This window comes from Qipengyuania seohaensis, assembly GCF_002795865.1.
GTDB lineage: Bacteria > Pseudomonadota > Alphaproteobacteria > Sphingomonadales > Sphingomonadaceae > Qipengyuania > Qipengyuania seohaensis.
Map to the genome: position 1 here is coordinate 1,268,846 of NZ_CP024920.1, position 17,551 is coordinate 1,286,396.

General features: G+C 63.7%; 13 protein-coding genes. 4 read left to right on the forward strand and 9 right to left on the reverse strand.

Going from position 1 to position 17,551, the window contains the following annotated elements; translation table 11 throughout:
• Positions 1–59: 59 nt before the first annotated feature.
• Both CVE41_RS06225 and CVE41_RS06230 read right to left on the reverse strand, forming a co-directional pair.
• Positions 60–2,399 (reverse strand): DNA translocase FtsK, encoded by a 2,340-nt coding sequence (locus CVE41_RS06225; RefSeq protein ID WP_100259884.1) that lies wholly within the window; start codon positions 2,397–2,399, stop codon positions 60–62.
• 57 nt (positions 2,400–2,456) lie between these two features.
• A complete protein-coding gene (locus CVE41_RS06230) occupies positions 2,457–2,984 on the reverse strand; it encodes a thiamine phosphate synthase (RefSeq protein WP_232725813.1) in 528 nt (175 codons plus the stop codon).
• A 22-nt stretch (positions 2,985–3,006) separates the two neighbouring features.
• Between CVE41_RS06230 and CVE41_RS06235 the strand changes: the two genes are divergently transcribed.
• Positions 3,007–3,669, forward strand: a complete 663-nt coding sequence (locus CVE41_RS06235; RefSeq protein ID WP_100259886.1) for a YggS family pyridoxal phosphate-dependent enzyme — start codon at positions 3,007–3,009, stop codon at positions 3,667–3,669.
• A 39-nt stretch (positions 3,670–3,708) separates the two neighbouring features.
• Here CVE41_RS06235 and CVE41_RS06240 read toward each other — a convergent pair whose 3' ends face one another.
• The 3 genes from CVE41_RS06240 to CVE41_RS06250 all read right to left on the reverse strand — a co-directional run bounded on the left by CVE41_RS06240 (position 3,709) and on the right by CVE41_RS06250 (position 10,604).
• Entirely contained in the window at positions 3,709–6,063 is a 2,355-nt protein-coding gene (locus tag CVE41_RS06240; protein WP_100259887.1) for a TonB-dependent receptor, read from the reverse strand.
• Between the two features lie 90 nt (positions 6,064–6,153).
• Positions 6,154–8,913 carry a [protein-PII] uridylyltransferase gene (locus CVE41_RS06245; protein ID WP_100259888.1) on the reverse strand — a complete coding sequence of 920 codons (2,760 nt, stop codon included), beginning with the start codon at positions 8,911–8,913 and terminating at the stop codon, positions 6,154–6,156.
• A complete protein-coding gene (locus tag CVE41_RS06250) occupies positions 8,910–10,604 on the reverse strand; it encodes a class I adenylate-forming enzyme family protein (RefSeq protein WP_100259889.1) in 1,695 nt (564 codons plus the stop codon). Before CVE41_RS06250 ends, CVE41_RS06245 begins: the two co-directional genes overlap by 4 nt.
• A gap of 176 nt (positions 10,605–10,780) precedes the next feature.
• On the opposite strand from CVE41_RS06250, the gene lgt reads away from it, so the two are divergent.
• The 3 genes from lgt to CVE41_RS06265 are packed head-to-tail and all read left to right on the forward strand — an operon-like array spanning position 10,781 to position 13,189.
• Complete coding sequence (lgt, locus tag CVE41_RS06255) at positions 10,781–11,656, forward strand: prolipoprotein diacylglyceryl transferase (protein ID WP_100259890.1); 876 nt, start codon at positions 10,781–10,783, stop codon at positions 11,654–11,656.
• On the forward strand, positions 11,653–12,708 hold the full coding sequence (locus tag CVE41_RS06260; protein ID WP_232725814.1) for a class I SAM-dependent methyltransferase: 1,056 nt from the start codon (positions 11,653–11,655) through the stop codon (positions 12,706–12,708). The genes lgt and CVE41_RS06260 overlap by 4 nt, the downstream gene beginning before the upstream one ends.
• A gap of 55 nt (positions 12,709–12,763) precedes the next feature.
• Positions 12,764–13,189 carry a DUF2147 domain-containing protein gene (locus CVE41_RS06265; RefSeq protein ID WP_100259891.1) on the forward strand — a complete coding sequence of 142 codons (426 nt, stop codon included), beginning with the start codon at positions 12,764–12,766 and terminating at the stop codon, positions 13,187–13,189.
• Position 13,190: 1 nt separating this feature from the next.
• Here the strand turns inward: CVE41_RS06265 and CVE41_RS06270 are convergent, their stop codons facing one another.
• Genes CVE41_RS06270 through CVE41_RS06285 form a run of 4 tightly spaced genes read right to left on the reverse strand, consistent with a single transcriptional unit; the run spans position 13,191 to position 17,464 of the window.
• Entirely contained in the window at positions 13,191–14,726 is a 1,536-nt protein-coding gene (locus CVE41_RS06270; RefSeq protein WP_100259892.1) for an ABC transporter permease/substrate-binding protein, read from the reverse strand.
• Positions 14,723–15,490, reverse strand: coding sequence for an ATP-binding cassette domain-containing protein (locus CVE41_RS06275; RefSeq protein WP_100259893.1), 768 nt, complete (start codon positions 15,488–15,490; stop codon positions 14,723–14,725). The genes CVE41_RS06270 and CVE41_RS06275 overlap by 4 nt, the downstream gene beginning before the upstream one ends.
• Positions 15,487–15,972 (reverse strand): hypothetical protein, encoded by a 486-nt coding sequence (locus tag CVE41_RS06280; protein WP_157799424.1) that lies wholly within the window; start codon positions 15,970–15,972, stop codon positions 15,487–15,489. Before CVE41_RS06280 ends, CVE41_RS06275 begins: the two co-directional genes overlap by 4 nt.
• 49 nt (positions 15,973–16,021) lie before the next feature.
• Positions 16,022–17,464, reverse strand: coding sequence for a GAF domain-containing protein (locus CVE41_RS06285; protein ID WP_232725815.1), 1,443 nt, complete (start codon positions 17,462–17,464; stop codon positions 16,022–16,024).
• Positions 17,465–17,551: the final 87 nt, after the last annotated feature.

Consider the following 17,551-nt stretch of genomic DNA (forward strand, 5'->3'; position numbering starts at 1 on the left):
GGGGGCCTGCGCTCGGAAGCGTCATTGGGCGTCACAACTCGTGCCATCGCAAACTGCTCTTAGAGAGGATTGCCGTCCTGGTCGCGGTAAATTTCGCGGCGTCCGACGTGGTTGGCAGGGCCTACCAGACCTTCGCTTTCCATGCGCTCGATCCATTTAGCGGCAGTATTGTACCCCACACCCATCTGCCGCTGGAGCCAGCTTCCGCTCGCTTTCTGGTTCTCGATCACGATCTGGCAGGCCTGGCGATACTTGCGCTCATCCGGATTGTCGGAGGCGGTAAATTCGTCCTCGAAATTGAAGCCGCCGTCTTCGGGCTCTTCGGTGACGGCATCGACATAGTCGGGCTTGCCCTGCGTGCGCCAGTGATCGGCGACCTTTTCGACCTCCTCGTCGGACACGAAGGGACCGTGCACGCGGATCATCGCGCCGGTGTTGGGCTTGTAGAGCATGTCGCCCTTGCCCAGCAGCTGTTCCGCACCCTGTTCGCCAAGGATGGTGCGGCTGTCGATGCGGCTTGTCACCTTGAAGCTGATACGGGTCGGCAAGTTCGCCTTGATAACGCCGGTGATGACGTCGACCGAAGGACGCTGCGTCGCCATGATGAGGTGAATGCCTGCTGCACGCGATTTCTGACTGAGGCGCTGGATCAGCACTTCGATTTCCTTGCCAACGGTGACCATAAGGTCGGCCAGCTCGTCGACAATCAGGACGATCAGCGGCAGCGGTTCGTAGTCGAGCTGCTCTTCTTCATACAGCTCTTCGCCCGTCTCCGCATCGAAGCCCGTCTGCACGCGGCGGCCCAGCGGCTTGCCCTTGGCGGCTGCGGCTTTCACCTTTTCGTTGAAGCCGGCGATATTGCGCGAGTTCACGCTGGACATCATGCGATAGCGCCTCTCCATTTCCTCGACCGCCCATTTCAATGCACGGACGGACTTGGCAGGCTCGGTCACGACCGGGCTGAGGAGATGCGGGATATCGTCATAGGTCTTCAGCTCGAGGACCTTGGGATCGATCAGGATCAGGCGACACTCGTCCGGCGTGAAACGATAGAGCAGCGACAGCAGGATGGCGTTGAGGCCGACCGACTTACCCGAACCCGTGGTACCTGCGACCAGCAGGTGCGGCATGGCGGCAAGGTCGGCAATGATCGGCTCGCCGCCGATGTCCTTGCCCAGGATCATCGGCAGATTGCCCTTGGAATCGACGAAGGCAGCCGAAGTGGACAGCTCCTTGTAGCTGACCATCTGGCGGTCGGCATTGGGCAGTTCGATACCGATGACGGTCTTGCCCGGAATAGGCGAAACGCGCGCGCTGATCGCGCTCATATTGCGGGCGATGTCTTCGGCAAGGCCGACGACACGGCTGGCCTTGATGCCCGGTGCAGGCTCAAGCTCGTACATGGTCACGACGGGACCCGCGCGAACGGCGGTAATTTCACCCTTCACGTTGAAATCGTCGAGCACGTTCTCGAGCAGGCGGGCGTTGCGTTCCAGCGCGATCTTGTCGAGCTTCTGCACCGCATGTTCGGGCGGATCGTCGAGCAAATCGTGGCTCGGAAGCTGGTAATTCGCGAACATGTCGCGCTGCTTTGCCTTGGCCGGCTGCGAGCGGACAGGCGCAGGCTTGGGGTCCGCGATTTCCGGCGAGCGGCGCGGCGCACGCGGTGCGTCCTCGTCTTCCTCGTCGTCCAGCTCATCCGCCTTGCGGCGCGCGCGCTTCGTTTTCTTCGGCGCCAGCGGCAGGTCGATATCGCTTTCGACCTCCTTGCGTTCGAAGAATTTCGGGAGCGTGAAGAACTGGCCCCAGTCGAGTGCAAACACCTTCGTTACCAGGGCGAGACCGCCGCCCAGCGCAACAAGGCCGAGCGCCCCGGTGATCCAGCCGGAGAAACCCCCGCCGAACCGCGTCGCCACCGCATCGATGCCGCCTGCACCAAGAAGCCCGGCGAGGCCGCCTCCGCCTGCCGGGAAGGGCCCCGGACTGCTTTCGAACAGCAGGCTGACGACAGTGCCGAGAAGAAGCATTGCGACCAACAGCAAGCCGAATGGCCCCCACCACCGGCCGGGCGTTTCTTCCTCGTCCGCATCCTCGACCCCGGTCCACAACCGGCGTGCGGAAATCCAGATAAGCGGGAGCAATAGCAGCGCCGGCAGGCCGAAAAAGAAGTATGCCCGCTCAGCCGCCCAGGCGCCGCTCGCCCCCATCCAGTTGGAAATGGAGCTACCCGCCGCGGCAGTCGACGCGCTCGGATCGGTCTGCGTGTAGCTGGCGAGCGCCAGCGTCAGGAAGACCAGCAGGACCAGCAGCAGTCCCGCGCCCGCCATATGCGTCGCACGGCGCAGGGAACGGCGAAACGCCGCCCGCCAGTCGGGTTTTGCGCCAGCGCGCGTGGCCATTCTCATTCCTTCCGTCCGTCGTGTGGGAAACACTATGAATCCTCGGCGAGTCCGAGGTCAAGCGCTCTTCGTCGAGGCGAGTCCGTCGATTGCGCCCCAACGCGGCCAGTCGAGCTCGCGTGCCCGCGCCGCATTCATGCCGCCCAGCGCGATAACCGGCACCGGCGATTGCTGCGCCAGCACGCGAAAGCCGAATACGCCGAGCGTTTTCGCGCCGGGATGGGAGTTGGTCGGGAAAACCGGCGAAAGGAAAATACCGTCCGCCTCCTTGGCGATAGCCTCCTGCAATTCATCGCCATCATGGGCTGTCGCAAGGCGCAGGCCACTGCCGAGCGCGGCAGCCGCTCCGTAATGCCCGTCCGCGCCCCATTCTTCCTCGCCCGACAGGATGACGAGATGGCCTTGCGACCGGGCCAGCGCCGCCAAGGCGTCGAAACGCGCGCGCCGTTCTTCGGACGGCAAGTGATAATGCCTGAATACGAAGCCCGAGCCCTTGGGCAACACCTGCAAGGCCTGCTCCAGCCCGGCATCGTTGCGAGCATCTGAAAGCAGCCAAAGCAGGGGCAGGGACTGGCGCGTATTCATAGGGGCGTTATAGCGCGCCCTCATGGAAAAGGCAGACACTCCTCTTCAGACCGTCCGATCGCAAATCGCGGCAACTTGCAAGCGCGCGCGGCGCGAGCCAGGCGAGGTTACCCTGATCGCGATCAGCAAGACGCATCCGGCCGACCGGATCGAGCCGCTGCTCGAACAGGGCCAGCGCCATTTCGGCGAGAACCGGGTGCAGGAGGCGCAGGACAAATGGCCTGCCCTGAAAGAGGCCTATCCCGACACGGTGCTGCACCTTGTCGGACAGCTCCAGTCGAACAAGGCGGAAGATGCCGCAGAACTCTTCGACGTCATCCATTCGCTCGACCGGCCGAGCCTGGTCAAGGCGCTCGCCAAGGCGAAGGAAAAGACCGGTCGTTGTCCCGATTGCTTCATCCAGGTCGATGTCGGCGAGGAAGAGCAGAAGGGCGGCTGCGCGATCGCGGACCTGCCCAGCCTGATCGCCCAGGCGCGCGAGGCGGGTATCCCGCTCGCCGGCCTGATGTGCATCCCACCTGCCGATATCGAACCGACGCCGTTCTTCGCCCTGCTCGACAAGCTCGCGCGCGATAACGGGCTGGAAGGCCGTTCGATGGGCATGAGCGGCGACTACGAAATCGCGATCATGCTGGGGGCAACGCATATCCGCGTCGGTACGGCGCTGTTCGGCGCGCGCGGTTAGGAAAGAGCGGGGAGAGTTACCCCTCCCCGCCCCAAATGCTCAGAATTCGAAGCTGATTTCGGCGCCGAGCTGGCGGCCCTTCATCAGCGGCGAGAACGTTCCCACCGCCGGACGCGGGTCGAACGGACGATTGACGCCGTCTGAGAACGCACCTGCACCGAACGGCAACTGCGTATCGCCGCCCGCCTGGACTTCATCGAGCAGGTTCTTGCCGTAGACCGACAGGCTGAGGCCATCGATGGGCGTGTTCCAGGTGACGTTCGCATCGAGCATTCCGGCATCCTGGATGTAGCCGAAATTATTGTCGGTATAGGCAAACTCGTCACGGTACTGGAAATTGACGCGGCTCACGATCTCGCTCGTGCCGAGGTCGAGTTCGTGGATCGCGCCGACGCCCCAGGTCACCTCGGGCACGCGCGGCAGGCGTAGCGCAAGGTCGGCATCGTCGATCACGCCATCGCCCGAGATATCGAACAGGATCGCATCGTATTCATCGTCCATCACGCCGATGTTCGCCGTGAACAGCAGGTCGCGCGATACGCGCATGCGCGCTTCAGCCTCGAAACCGGTGATCGAGGCATCGGCCGTGTTGAAGATCGACTGGGCGACGCCGGCACTTTCCGACGACTGATTCACCTCGCGCTGCATATTCGCAATGTCGGTGTAATAGGCGGCCAGGTTCAGCGTGAAATCGCCGCTATCGGTCTGGAACTTGCCGCCGATCTCGTAGCTGTCGACCTGCTCTTCGTCGAAATAGAACGAGCCGGTGTCCGCCGCGATCGCTTCGAAGGCGTTGGCGGCAGTGATGCGGAAATTGTAGCCGCCGCTGCGATAGCCGCGGGTCCAGTGGGCATAGACCTGCCCGCGCCCCATTTCGTACTGGAGGCCGAGCTTGGGCGACCAGTTCGACCAGCTGTTGGCGTCGGTAAATCCGTTGTTTTCCGCGCCGCCCGGATAAACCGCGGCAAAGGCCGGATCGACGCTCCACGGATTGATGCCGCCTACCGGGCACGTGCCCTCGATGACCGAACAGGCTTCGCGCGGACGGACATAGGTGATCGCCACGTCCTTTTCCTCACGGCTCCAGCGGATACCGGCGATGATCGACAGGGCGTCGGTGAGATGCAGTTCACCGGCTGCGAAGGCGCCGAGCACTCCGTGGTCCTGCGTCCCGCCGCCATAGAAAGCGAGCGGCGCGATGGAGACGATGTTGCGTTCTTCGGTATAGGCGATGGACTGCTCGAACCAGAAACCGCCCAGCGTCAGGTCGAACGCGTCGGTCGAGACCGCATAGCGCAACTCGTTGGAGAACTGCTCCTGCGCGGTGTCGGTGGGCGAATGGAAGATGAAGACCGGCAGGGAATCGATGTCGCCAAAGGTGTATGCATCGTACTTGCGCCAGCCGAAGATGTTGGTCAGCGTGCCTGGGCCGATGTCGGCATCGGCGGTCAGCGAAGCGGTCCAGATCTCGTTGTCGTAAGCGCCCGGATTATCGATCGCGAAGTCGAAGCTTTCCCGGTCGAACTGGCCGCGGTTCTGAGCCGATGGGCCATCGCCTTCGCTGGCGAAATAGTCGAGCTTGCCGGTCAGGGTCAGCGCGCCGAGCCGTCCTTCGAGCGCTCCGCGCAGGATCGTGGTTTCCGCAGCGCCATGGTTCGAACCATCGGCGAGGTTGCGGAAATAGCCTTCGTCCTTGTTGTAATAGCCGCCCAGCTTGAACAGCAGCGCGTCTTCGACCAGCGGGCCGGAGACCACGCCCGATACGGTGTAGTTCGCTCCGCCGCGGCCGCCATCCAGGGCCGGACCGTCGACCGAGGCACGCACCTTGCCGGTGAAATAATCGGTAGGGTTGCCGGTGTTCACCAGCACCGCGCCGCCGGTGACATTGCGGCCGAACAGGATCCCCTGCGGTCCGCGCAGGATTTCGACCGATTCAAGGTCGAACAGGTCGAAGACCACGCCCGCATTGATGCCGAGGTAAACGCCGTCGACGAACACGCCGACAGTCGGGTCGATCGACGGGATCGAGCTGTTGATGCCAAGCCCGCGGATCGAGAAATTCGCCTGGCCGCGGCTGGTGCCGACCTGGTCGAGATTGACGTTGGGTGCCGAGTGGCTGAGCGACTGGAGATCGCGCACGTTCAGCGCATCGAGGCTTTCGGCATTGAACGCGGTGACTGCCAGCGCAACGTCCTGCACGTTCTCCGCGTTCTGGGTCTTGGTGCCGGTCACGACGATCATGTTGAAGGCATCGGCCGCGCTGTCGTCTGCAGAAGGAGAGGCGGCCGCTTCCGGCGCTTCGTCACTTGTCTGGGCGACTGCAGTTTGCGGAGTCAGAACGAAACCGGCGCCGAGCACGCAAAGCGCGCGCAGCGAAACAGAACTGTATTTCATTTTTAGGGGGTTACTCTCTCTCGGGGGAAATTCGCGGCCCCGATGGCGAATTGGGAATCGCGACGCAACCGCAAGTTTTCCCCGATTTGTTCAGGCGTCCTCGAGCCGGGCCTGCATGGCATCACCCGCCGCTTCGACCAGCCGCGCTTCGACACGGTTCTGCCGCTCTCCCTCGACCAGCTTCCCGCCGGTGAGGTCGGTCACGTAAAATGTGTCGACGGCACGCTCCCCGTAATGGGTGATGTGCGCGGAGTAGACGACGAGCCGGCTTTCGAACAGCACGCGGGCCAGCCGGTTGAGCAATGCGGGCCGGTCGCGCGCATTGACCTCGATCACCGTGAACCGGTTCGACGCCTTGTTGTCGAACAGCACGCGCGGGCTGACATCGAATGCCTTGGAACGGCTGTGCGGCAACGGGCGCTGCGCCAGTTTCGGTGCAAGGTCGACCCGGTTTGCCAGCGCGTCAGCGATGGAGGTCTTGAGGCGCTCGAGCTGCCCCTCCTCACGGAACGGGGCACCGTGCGGATCCTGCACCAGGAAGTTGTCCAGCGCCCAGCCGGTGCGCGTGGTGTGGATGCGCGCGTCGATAATGTTGCCGCCCGCAAGGTGGATGCCGCCCGCAATCCGGTAGAACAGGCCGGGGTGGTCGGCCGCGATGACCGTGACCAGCGTGGCCCCGCGCGCCTCGTAGAATTCGCAATGCACCGACAATGCGTGGTCCAGATCGCGCGCTGCCGCATAGTGGACGAGGTTGAGCGCCACGATATCGAGCGGTTCGGCGATCCAGTAGGAATCGTCGAACGTTTCGCCCAGCTCGGCGACTAGGTGACCCTTCTCGCCCAGCATTTCGGCCGCGTCGGCCTTCTTGGCAGCGACCTTTTCCTTGCGTCCGTGCCGCATGTGACCGAGCCGCAAACGCTCGGATGCGGCATCGTACAATTCGCCGAGCAGCTGGCCTTTCCAGCTGTTCCAGGTCCCCGGACCGACCGCACGGATATCGACTGCGGTCAGGATCGCGAGGTGGCGGAGGCGCTCGATGCTCTGCACCTCGCCGACGTAATCTTCGATCGTCTTGGGATCGGTCAGGTCGCGCTTCTGCGCCGTGTGGCTCATCAGCAAGTGGTGCAGGACCAGCCAGGCCACCAGCTCGGTCTCGCTCTCGCTGAGGCCGAAGCGGGGGCACAATTCATGGGCCACCTCCGCACCGAGAACCGAATGGTCGCCTCCGCGTCCCTTGGCGATATCGTGGAGAAGCGCGGCGACATAGGCGACCCTGCGCGAAGCGACCTTGTGGATCAGGCGGGTGGCGCGCGGATGGTCCTGTTTCAGTTCGCCCTTCTCGATCTGGCTGAGCAAGCCGATCGCGCGGATCGTGTGCTCGTCGACAGTATAGTGATGATACATGTCGAACTGCATCTGGGCGTTGACCTTGCCGAAATCGGGCACGAAGCGGCCGAAGACGCCGGCCTCGTTCATCCAGCGCAGCACCGTCTCGGGATCGTTGCGTCCGGACAAAAGGTCCAGGAACAGCGCGTTGGCGCGTTTGTCCTCGCGCACAACATGATCGATCAGCTTAGCGTCGCGCGCGGCCTGGCGCATGGTTTCCGGGTGGATTTCCAGCTCTTCGGCTTCGGCCAGCTGGAAAATCTCGATCAGGCGGACCGGGTCCTTGCGGAAATAGTCGTCCGAAGGCGCGGCGATGCGCCCGCCGAATACGCGATAGCCCTTCAGTTCGCGCGGCTTCTGCCGGAAGGTGGCGAAGAATCCGCTGCGCGCTGCGCGGGTGGCCAGGTCGTCCTCGATATGGGCCAAAAACACGCCGGTCAGGCTGCCGACGTGTTTCGCCTGGAGAAAATAGAACTGCATGAAACGCTCGACCGCGGACTTGCCCGGACGGTCGGCGAAATTCATCCGCTCCGCAACGCGCCGCTGCAGGTCGAAGGTCAGGCGATCTTCCGCCCGGCCCGTGATCGCGTGCATGTGGCAGCGCACGGCAAGAAGGAAGCGCTCGGCGCGGCGGAAGGTGCGGTATTCGTTGCGGGTCAGCAGCCCGCTGTCCACCAGTTCCGACGCGCTGCGCACGCGGTGGATGAACTTGCCGATCCAATAGAGCGTCTGGAGATCGCGCAGCCCCCCCTTGCCGTCCTTGACATTGGGTTCGACGACATAACGGCTGTCACCCATGCGCTTGTGGCGGGCGTTGCGCTCCTGCAGCTTCTGCGAAAGGAAGGCGCGTTCGTTGCCTTTGACCACTTCGACGGTATAGCGCCGCTCGCCTTCGGAATAGAGGTTACGGTCGCCCCAGACATAGCGGCCTTCGAGCAGCGCGGTGCGAATCGTCAGATCGTCCTTCGCCAGCCTGATCGCCTCGTCCAGCGTGCGGGTGGAATGGCCCACCTTCAGGCCGAGATCCCACAGGAGGTAGAGCATGGCTTCGACCACCTGCTCGCACCAGGCATTGCGCCGCTCGCCCACAAGGAAAGCGATGTCGACGTCGGAATGCGGCGCCATTTCCGCGCGGCCGTATCCCCCCACCGCCATGACCGCGAGCCGCTCGCCCGAGGACCGGTTGGCTGCGGGATAGACATAGCGGGTGACGTACTCGTGGATGATCCGCACGAGCTGGTCGACGAGGAAGGAATAGCCGCCCGCGATGGCGTGGCCGTCGGACGGGCGTGATTCCAGCCGCCGCTCCATTTCGGAACGACCGGCTTCCAGAGCCTCTTTCAGCGCGCCAACGACCTGGGGTCGCGCCTTGGCGCCCTGCTCCCCGGCCAGCGCCTCGATCCGAGAGGCGAGCGCCTTACGATCGATAATCGCGCGCCGGTCGGGGATTCGCAATTCGCTCAACTGGCGAGGAGGTCCTTGGCGAAGGTCGACTTGACGGTGCGCTTGTCGACCTTCTGCGTGCCGAGGCGCGGCAGGTGGTCGTCCGAACGGAAGACGTAATGCGGCACCTTGAACTTGGCGATATGCTCGGCAAGGAAGCCCTGCAGCTCTTCCGGGCTCAGATCCTTGCCGGGATGCGTGAAATAGACCGCGGCCGGGATTTCGCCGAAGCGCTCGTCGGGTACGCCGAAGACGCTGCATTCTGCCACCGCGTCATGCGCGTAGATCGCTTCTTCCACCTCGATGCAGGAAATGTTCTCGCCGCCGCGGATGATGATGTCCTTCTTGCGGTCGACGATGAAGAGATAGTCGTCCGCATCGAGATAGCCGAGGTCGCCGGTGCGGAAATAGGCGTCGTCCGTGTATGCCGAAGCGGTCGCATCCTCGTTCTTCCAGTAGCCGAGGAAGTTCGCGACCGAGCGGATGCAGACCTCGCCCACGGCGCCCTGTTCCAGCTTGTTGCCGTCATCGTCGAGGATGGCCATGTCGACCAGCGGTTTCGACGGCATGCCGGTAGAGCCGGGCTTTTCCATGTAGTTTTCGTTGAGGTTGCCGCAGCCGACCGCATTGGTTTCGGTGAGGCCGTAGCCCAGTAGCGGGAAGCCTTCGGGGAAGGCGTCCTTGATCTTCTTCACATGCTCGGGCGGACGTGCGGAGCCGCCGGCGGCGAAGCTCTTGCAGCTCGACAGGTCGAACTGGTCGCGTTCCGGGTGGGTGGCCATTTCATAGCTCATCAGCGGAACGCCGACGAAATAGGTGACCTTTTCCTGGTCGAGCAGGCGCAGCGCCTCGCGCGCATCCCATTTCGGCATCAGCACCAGCTTGCGGCCGAGCGCGAAGCTCTGGAGGAACAGCGGCACTTCGCCGGTGACATGGAACAGCGGCACGGCGACCAGCGCGGAGGGCTGGACGGTCGGCGCATCGCCCCGTTCGGTCAGGATCTGCAGGATCATCGCGGTCTGCGCGACGTAATTCATCACGCCCGACACCACGCCGAGGTGATCGGAATAGGCGCCCTTGGGATGACCGGTCGAACCAGAGGTATAAAGAATGGTGGCAAGATCCTCCGGGCCGATTTCGCCCAGCATTGTCATGGCCGTGTCGCCTGCTTCCCATATCGGGGCGAGCCCTTTGGCGGGTACGCCGTGGTCGAAGACGATGACCTTGGCCTTGATGTCCTGGCCTTCGAAGCGCGCGGCACGCTGTGCGTCGGCTAGGACCAGCGAACAATCGCACAGGTCGATTCCGTACGCCATTTCCTCGCCCGTCCACCAGCCGTTGAGCAGCGTGGCGCAGCCGCCCGACATCAGGATGCCCATGTAGGCGATCATCCAGTTGGCGGAATTGCGCGCGGCGATCCCGACGCGGTCGCCCTTCTTCACGCCATGCTTGGTAGCAAGGCCATGCGCGACGTGAGTCGCGGCGGCATAGACTTCGCCGAAGGTCAGCCTCAGATCCCCATCGACGAGGAAAAGCTCGTCCTTCTTCTCGTTGCAGAAGTGCGCGAAATAGTGCGCGAGGCTGGGCGGCGCGTTCTTGAAGGCGGGCAACATCACGCCGCGCCGTTCGATGTCATGCGTTTCGAACATCTGACCCGGGGCGGTCACGGCGGCGGTAAAACGATGGATATCCTTGTCGAGTTCGGTCGGCATGGTGTGTTTTAGTCCTCTCTCAAAATGCACGCGCACGATGGCGAATCGCCGCTACCCTCCCCAAAGGGCGGATAGAGATGCGACGCAGGCTTTCCCCAAAACCCCTGCTATGCCAAAAGCCGCCCCGCAACGGGTCGCGCATGCGGCTTTCGACACGTCTCTAAGGGGATAAAACCTTGCTGTCACTATTGGCCGCCACTGCGGCAGCTTCCGATGCCATCCAGTGGAGGGACTTGGGCCTGAGCCCCTACCTGTTCGAGATCGGCGGATTCCAGCTGCGCTATTATTCGCTCGCCTACCTGTTCGGCATCCTGCTCGGCTATTGGCACCTTTCCAAGATGATCAAGTCGCACGGCAGCCCGATGGCGCAGCGCCACGCCGACGACCTGTTCTTCTATTGCACGCTGGGCGTGATCCTCGGCGGCAGGCTGGGCTATGCGGCGTTCTACAAACCCGACCTCCTGACCAGCATCGAGCTGTTCAAGCTGTGGGGCGGCGGGATGAGCTTCCACGGCGGCGTGATCGGCGTGCTGGTGGCGATCACCTGGGTCGCGCGGCGCGGCAATCTCAACTGGCTGCGCGTGTGCGACTACATCGCGGTCAACGTGCCACTCGCCTACATGCTCGGCCGGATTGCCAACTTCATCAATGGCGAGCTTTACGGCCGCCCGGTCGAAAGCGACGTCGCCTGGGCGATGGTCTTCCCGGGCGGCGGCGATGTCGCCCGCCACCCGAGCCAGCTTTACCAGGCCGGTCTTGAAGGCCTCTTGCTCGGCGTCGTGCTGATCGCACTCTTCTGGCTGACCCGCGCGCGCTATCGTCCCGGCCTCTTGGTCGGCCTGTTCACGGTCGGTATGGGCGTGGGCCGGTTCGTCAACGAGTTCTTCCGCGAACCCGATGCGCACCTTGCCTATGTCGTGGCCGAAACCGGCCTGTCGCGCGGCCAGTGGCTGAGCCTGCCGATGATCGCCGTGGGCCTTGCCGTGATGATCTACGCCTTCACGAGGAAGCCGATCGGCACGACCAAGGCGCCCGCCGCGCAAACGGCATGACGGCCAAGCGCGAGGACACCGACCTCGCCGAAAGCTTCAGGCGCCTTATTGAGCGGCACGGGCCGATGCCCGTGTCGCGCTACATGGGCGAAAGCAACGCGCGCTATTACACCAGCCGCGATCCGCTGGGCGCGACCGGCGATTTCACCACGGCGCCCGAGATCAGCCAGATGTTCGGCGAGATGATCGGCCTGTGGCTGACCGACCTGTGGGTGCGCGCGGGCAGGCCCGAATGCGCTTATGTCGAGCTTGGTCCGGGCCGGGGCACGCTGGCCGCAGACGCATTGCGCGCCATGGCGAGCCAGGGATTGAAACCGGCGGTCCACCTCGTCGAAGGCTCCGAAGCACTGCGCGAGGTGCAGGTGGGCGCGCTTGGCGAGGCGAGGTTCCACGATACTATCGACACCTTGCCTGACGACCTGCCGCTGCTGGTGGTCGGCAACGAATTCCTCGACGCGCTGCCGATCCGGCAGTTGGTCATGACCGAGAAAGGCTGGCGCGAACGCATGGTCGCGCTGGACGAGGACGCATTCGTCTTTGCCGCCGGACCAAGCCCGATGGACGACGCCGTGCCCGATGCGATGAAGGACCAGCCCGTCGGCACGGTGATCGAGACGTGCCCTGCTGCCGCCGCACTGACGGATGCGCTGGCCGAGCGCCTGACCCGGCAAGGCGGTGCCGCCCTGCTGATCGACTACGGGCATCTCGCCGCAAGGACCGGCGAAACGCTGCAGGCGATCAAGGCACATCGCAAGGTTGGCGTGTTCGACGCGCCGGGCGACATGGACCTCACCGCCCATGTCGATTTCGCTGTGCTGGCCGAGATCGCTTCGGCGCAGGGCGTAACGCATGGCTCCACCACGCAAGGCGCATGGCTCACGGCGCTCGGCATGGGCGCACGCGCACAGGCACTCGTCGAAAAAGCGCCCGAAAGCGCAGCCCAGATCGCGCAAGCATTCGAGCGGCTGACAGGGCCTGACGCCATGGGCGAGCTGTTCAAGGTCTTCGCGATGACCCCGCCCGATTGGCCCGAAGGCGCAGGCTTCGGCTGAGGTTCATCGGAACCTGTGCAGGGTTTTCGCGTCGAGCAATCTGGAAGGACTGCCCATGAAACGCCTGCCGCTTAAGAGTCTTGCTGCCATCGCCGCTATTGCAGCGGCCACACCGCTATTCGCCGCCCAGCCGATCGAAGGGCGCTGGGTCACGGCGGAGAAGGATGCCGTCATCCAGATCGGCAAATGCGGCAGTTCGCTATGCGGGAAAATCGCGCGCTTCCTCGTCGCGCCGCCGCAGGGCCTCGACCAGCGGGACGTCAACAACAAGGAACCGCGTCTGCGCAGCCGCAAGCTGCTGGGCATGCCCGTGCTGACCAAGTTCACCGAGGACAGCGACCTGTGGCGCGGCGAGATATACGATCCGAAAAGCGGCAAGACCTATCGCTCGGTCGTGCGCCGCAAGGACGCGAACCGGCTTGAGGTGAAGGGATGCATCGGGCCGTTCTGCCAGACGCAGGTCTGGACCCGCACCCGCTGATTTACAGCCCGGCGCGCTCTGCCAACAGGCGCGCAGCCTCGTCGAAACTGAGCTTGTCCTCCTGCCGATCGACCGAATAATTCGCCTCGCGCATCGCATTGACGTCGATTGCATCGATCAGTGGTAGCAGCGCCGCCTTGAGCGCTTCGTCCTGCGAGGCTTGCGGGCTGAGCAACAGGACCGCGTCGTAATTCGGAAACGCGCCGCGCGGATCGTCGAGGATGACAAGCTTGTCGGCCACGATCCTTCCATCGGAAGTATAGGCGCCGATAATATCAGCCTCGCCCGACTTCAGCGCATTGTACATGAAGGTGGGCGAAAAATTGCGCTGGCCGGCAAAGCGCAGGCCATAGGCATCGCGCACCGCGATCCATTCAGGCCGCTCGAAAAATTCGGGATCGCCGCCGATCACCATTCCCTGTCCGCGCTGCGCCACGTCCGCAATCGAATTGAACTCGCCGGAGATCGCGACTTCGCGCTGCATGGCAAGACCGTAGGCATTCTCGAAACCGAGCCGCCCGAGCACTTCCATGCCGGTGTTCCCTTCCTCCCATCGGACAATCTCGCGATACATCTGATCGCGCGGGGGGTTTTCGGTACGCTTCATCTGGTTGGTCCAGATGGTGCCGGTGTAATCGACATAGACGTCGACCTCGCCGCTGGCCGCCGCGCTGTGCGCAACCGCCGAGCCGAGCCCGTCGCGGTATTCGACCGTGAGGCCTTCCGCTTCCAGCCGCTGCCCGATCAAGCGAGCGAGGATGTACTGCTCGGAAAAACCCTTGGCGCCGATGACGACACGATCCTCGTCGTTCCCGCCGAATTGCGCGAAGAAAGCCGCGCCGACGCCCAGCAGCACTGCCGCGAGACCGCCGAGCCACAGGCCGCGCCTGCGTTCGCGAAACCCGCGCTCGATCGTGCCGAGCAGGCTGTCGGCAAGGATCGCAAGGCCCGCGCTGGCGATACAGCCTGCCAGAACCAGCACCCAGTTCTGTGTCTGCAATCCGGCGAAGATCGGATCGCCCAGGCTCTTCTGCCCGATGGTGGTGGCAAGCGTGGCAGCGCCGATAGTCCACACCGCGGCAGTGCGGATACCGGCCATGATGAAGGGAGCGGACAGCGGCGCCTCCACCAGCAGCAGGCGCTGGCGAAAGGTCATGCCGACACCATGAGCCGCCTCGATCACGCCGGGGTCGAGATTCGCCTGCGCCGTCACCGCATTGCGCAGGATCGGCAGCAGCGCATAAAGCGCCAGCGCCAGCAGTGCCGGCAGGAACCCGAGCGTCGGCAGCCCTTCGCCGAATACCGCGCGCAAGCTCAGCAGGATCGGGAAGAACAGCGCCAGGAGGGCGAGCGCCGGAATGGTTTGTACCAGACTCGCGAAGGCGAGGCTCGCGCGCGAAACGGCAGGGGACCGGCTGGCCCATACCGCCAGCGGCAACGCCACGATTATGCCGAGCGCTATCGCCGATGCCGACAGGAGGACATGCGCGGCCAATTGGTCGCCAAGTCCGGCGATTGCATCCCACAGGCCGCTCATCGTGACAGCTCCGCCAGCCGCTCGGCTTGGTGACGGGGCACGGCGACAAGCGCCTGCGCGACCTCTCCGCCTTCGCCCGCCACCAGTGCCGCCGGCGTCTCGTCCGCCACGATCCTGCCGGCGTCCATCACCAGCACACGGTCGGCCAGCAGCAGCGCCTCCGCCATGTCGTGCGTGACCATTACCGTGGTGAGGCCGAATTCGCGGTGGAGCGCCAGCACGCGTTCGCCCAGCGCGTCGCGGGTCACCGGGTCGAGCGCGCCGAACGGCTCGTCCATCAGCAGCAATTCGGGATCGTTCGCCAGCGCCCGCGCAACCCCGACCCGCTGCCTCTGCCCGCCGCTCAATGCGTCGGGCATCCGGCTTGTCATTTCCGGTTCCAACTCGACCAGCGAAAGCAACTCGCCGATCCGGTCGGGCGACAGGGTCGTTCCGGAAAGACGCGGCCCGATCGCGATATTCTGGCCGACGTCCATGTGCGGGAAGAGGCCGATCGACTGGAACACGTAACCGATCCGCCTGCGCAGTGCCGGAAGCGCTATCTCGTCTACATCACGCCCGTCGAGGCGTACATTTCCCGCGCTCGGCTCTATCAGCCGATTGACCATTTTCAGCAGCGTCGACTTGCCCGATCCGGAAGCGCCGACAAGGGCGACGAACTCGCCCCTGGCAATGTCGAGCGATACGCCATCGACCGCGGTAACCGCGCCGAACCTCCGGGAAATGTTGTCGAAGGATAGGTAAGAGCCGGCGGGTTCCGTCACTCTTCGGTTTCGGCCCCTTCGGGCGCGGCATAGGTGACCTTTTCGAGCGACACGCGGCGCCCTCCGCCAGAGGTTACGATCAACTCGTCATCAAGGAGCCGCCCCGGCTCCCAGCACCTCTCGCTGCCGTCTTCCGCATCGGGCATGAAGCACAGCAAATCGACACCATCCCCGCTTTCCTCGGCAGGGTCGAACTTCCAGCTCCCCTGCTGCCAAGGCTCTCCATTGCGGAAGTCGCGATAGGTACCGTCGGCATCGATATAGGTGACGTAGCGCGCCCCGTCTTCCGCCATTACGCGCCAAGCAGTATCGGAGAATTCGCTAAGTGAAGGCGCTGCGGCATCTGCGCCGTCCGAAGCCTTTTGGACGCCATCTTCCTGAGCGACTGCGGCAGGTTCTTCCGGGGCATCCTCCTGCGGAGCGCAGGCGAGAACAGGCAGGGCGAGCGCCAGGGCGGCGAACGAAGCTATATTTCGGGTCATGCGCACAGGCATATCGCGGTCAGTCCGATCTGGCGACCCTCGGGTGATGTCATTGGGTGATCGAGATTCTGGGGATCACCAGTTCGACACGCAGTCCATCAGCCGAATACTCGCGGGTGAATTGACCTGATAGCTGACCCTCGATCGCCATGCGCAGGAGGCGCGATCCGAACCCTTCCCCTTCATCCTGCGGAGGAGGTGTAAACCCCTCCATGTCCTCGTGCCAGCTGATGCACACATTCTCGACACTGTCGCAATCGTCCACAACATCGATCTTCACCGTGCCGCTACCGTTCGCCAAGGCGCCATATTTCGCGGAATTGGTAGCCAGCTCGTGGAAAATCAGGGCCAGCGGGGTAGCTGCGCGCGAACCCAGTCCGACCTCGTCGCCTGTGACCTGAATCCTCTCCCCATCCTGCGAGGCGTAAGGTTCGAGCAATCCCTTCAGGAGCCCGCCCAGATTGTCGCTGGAGCGACCATCATCCGGCCTCACATAATCATGCGCGGTGGCAAGCGAGCGAATGGCCGCACCGACCTTGTCCACGAAGGGTTTCACTTCCGGCTGTCCGCGCGAATGCATGGCGATAAGCCCCGAAACGACGGCAAAAATATTCTTGATCCTGTGCGACAACTCGCGCGCAAGCAGATCGCGGCTTTCCGACAGCTTGTGCGTTTCGTCGATGTCGATACCGGCGCCGAACCAGGTTTCGATCTCGCCCTTGGCGTCGCGCATGGGCCACGCCCTCAGGACCATCCAGCGGTATTCCCCGTCCGCCCTGCGGACACGCGCTTCTGCATCCCATCGGCCGCCTTCTTCGCGGGATTTCTTGCGCAGCCGCTCCACCCCTTCGCTGTCGGAGGGATGGATCATGTCGCTGAGATCGATTTCGGAAAGGTCTTCCGTGCCGAAATATTCGTAGAGCGCGGAATTGCCGAATTCGAGCGAGCCGTCGGGCCGTGCGGCCCATGCCAGCACCGGAATGTGCTCCGCCATCTTTCGCAGGCGCATGCTTTCCCGAACGAGCTGTTCCTGCACCGCGAGATATTCACGCCGCGCATTGAGGCGCCGCATGACCGATGCGGCGAGCACTTCCAGGCCTTCGCGCTGCAAGTCGGTAAGCCCGCCGGGGCGCGGTTCGGTGTCGATAATGCATAGCGAGCCAAGCGGCGCGCCTTCCGCAGACAAGAGCGGCGCACCGGCATAGAAGCGAATCTTGGGCTCACCTGTGACGAGTGGATTTCGTTCGAAGCGCGGATCGAGCAGGGCGTCGGGCACGACCATCGGTTCGCGCTCCATCATCGCATGGGCGCAGAAACTGGTGGGCCTCGGAGTCTCGGTCGTCGTGAGGCCTGCACGCGCGAGAAAACGCTGCCGCTGCTCCTCGACCAAGCTGACCAGCGAAATTGGAGCGCCGCATAATTTTGCAGCGAATTGAACGATTTGGGACAACTCCTGATCGTTCATCAGCTCGTCCAGGCCGAACGACGCCATGACTGTAAGGCGCTCGTCCTCGCTGCAAAACGCAGGGTTCGGGCCCCTCCCCTGAGGCCAATCTATTGCATCGTCCCTTTTCATGCG

Coding starts and splice junctions, on each gene's coding strand:
- CVE41_RS06270 (WP_100259892.1), bottom strand. CDS start 14,726: ATGAGCGGCCTGTGGGATGCAATCGCCGGACTTGGCGACCAATTGGCC.
- CVE41_RS06260 (WP_232725814.1), top strand. CDS start 11,653: ATGACGGCCAAGCGCGAGGACACCGACCTCGCCGAAAGCTTCAGGCGC.
- CVE41_RS06265 (WP_100259891.1), top strand. CDS start 12,764: ATGAAACGCCTGCCGCTTAAGAGTCTTGCTGCCATCGCCGCTATTGCA.
- CVE41_RS06280 (WP_157799424.1), bottom strand. CDS start 15,972: ATGACCCGAAATATAGCTTCGTTCGCCGCCCTGGCGCTCGCCCTGCCT.
- CVE41_RS06235 (WP_100259886.1), top strand. CDS start 3,007: ATGGAAAAGGCAGACACTCCTCTTCAGACCGTCCGATCGCAAATCGCG.
- CVE41_RS06250 (WP_100259889.1), bottom strand. CDS start 10,604: ATGCCGACCGAACTCGACAAGGATATCCATCGTTTTACCGCCGCCGTG.
- CVE41_RS06285 (WP_232725815.1), bottom strand. CDS start 17,464: ATGGCGTCGTTCGGCCTGGACGAGCTGATGAACGATCAGGAGTTGTCC.
- CVE41_RS06225 (WP_100259884.1), bottom strand. CDS start 2,399: ATGGCCACGCGCGCTGGCGCAAAACCCGACTGGCGGGCGGCGTTTCGC.
- CVE41_RS06240 (WP_100259887.1), bottom strand. CDS start 6,063: ATGAAATACAGTTCTGTTTCGCTGCGCGCGCTTTGCGTGCTCGGCGCC.
- CVE41_RS06230 (WP_232725813.1), bottom strand. CDS start 2,984: ATGAATACGCGCCAGTCCCTGCCCCTGCTTTGGCTGCTTTCAGATGCT.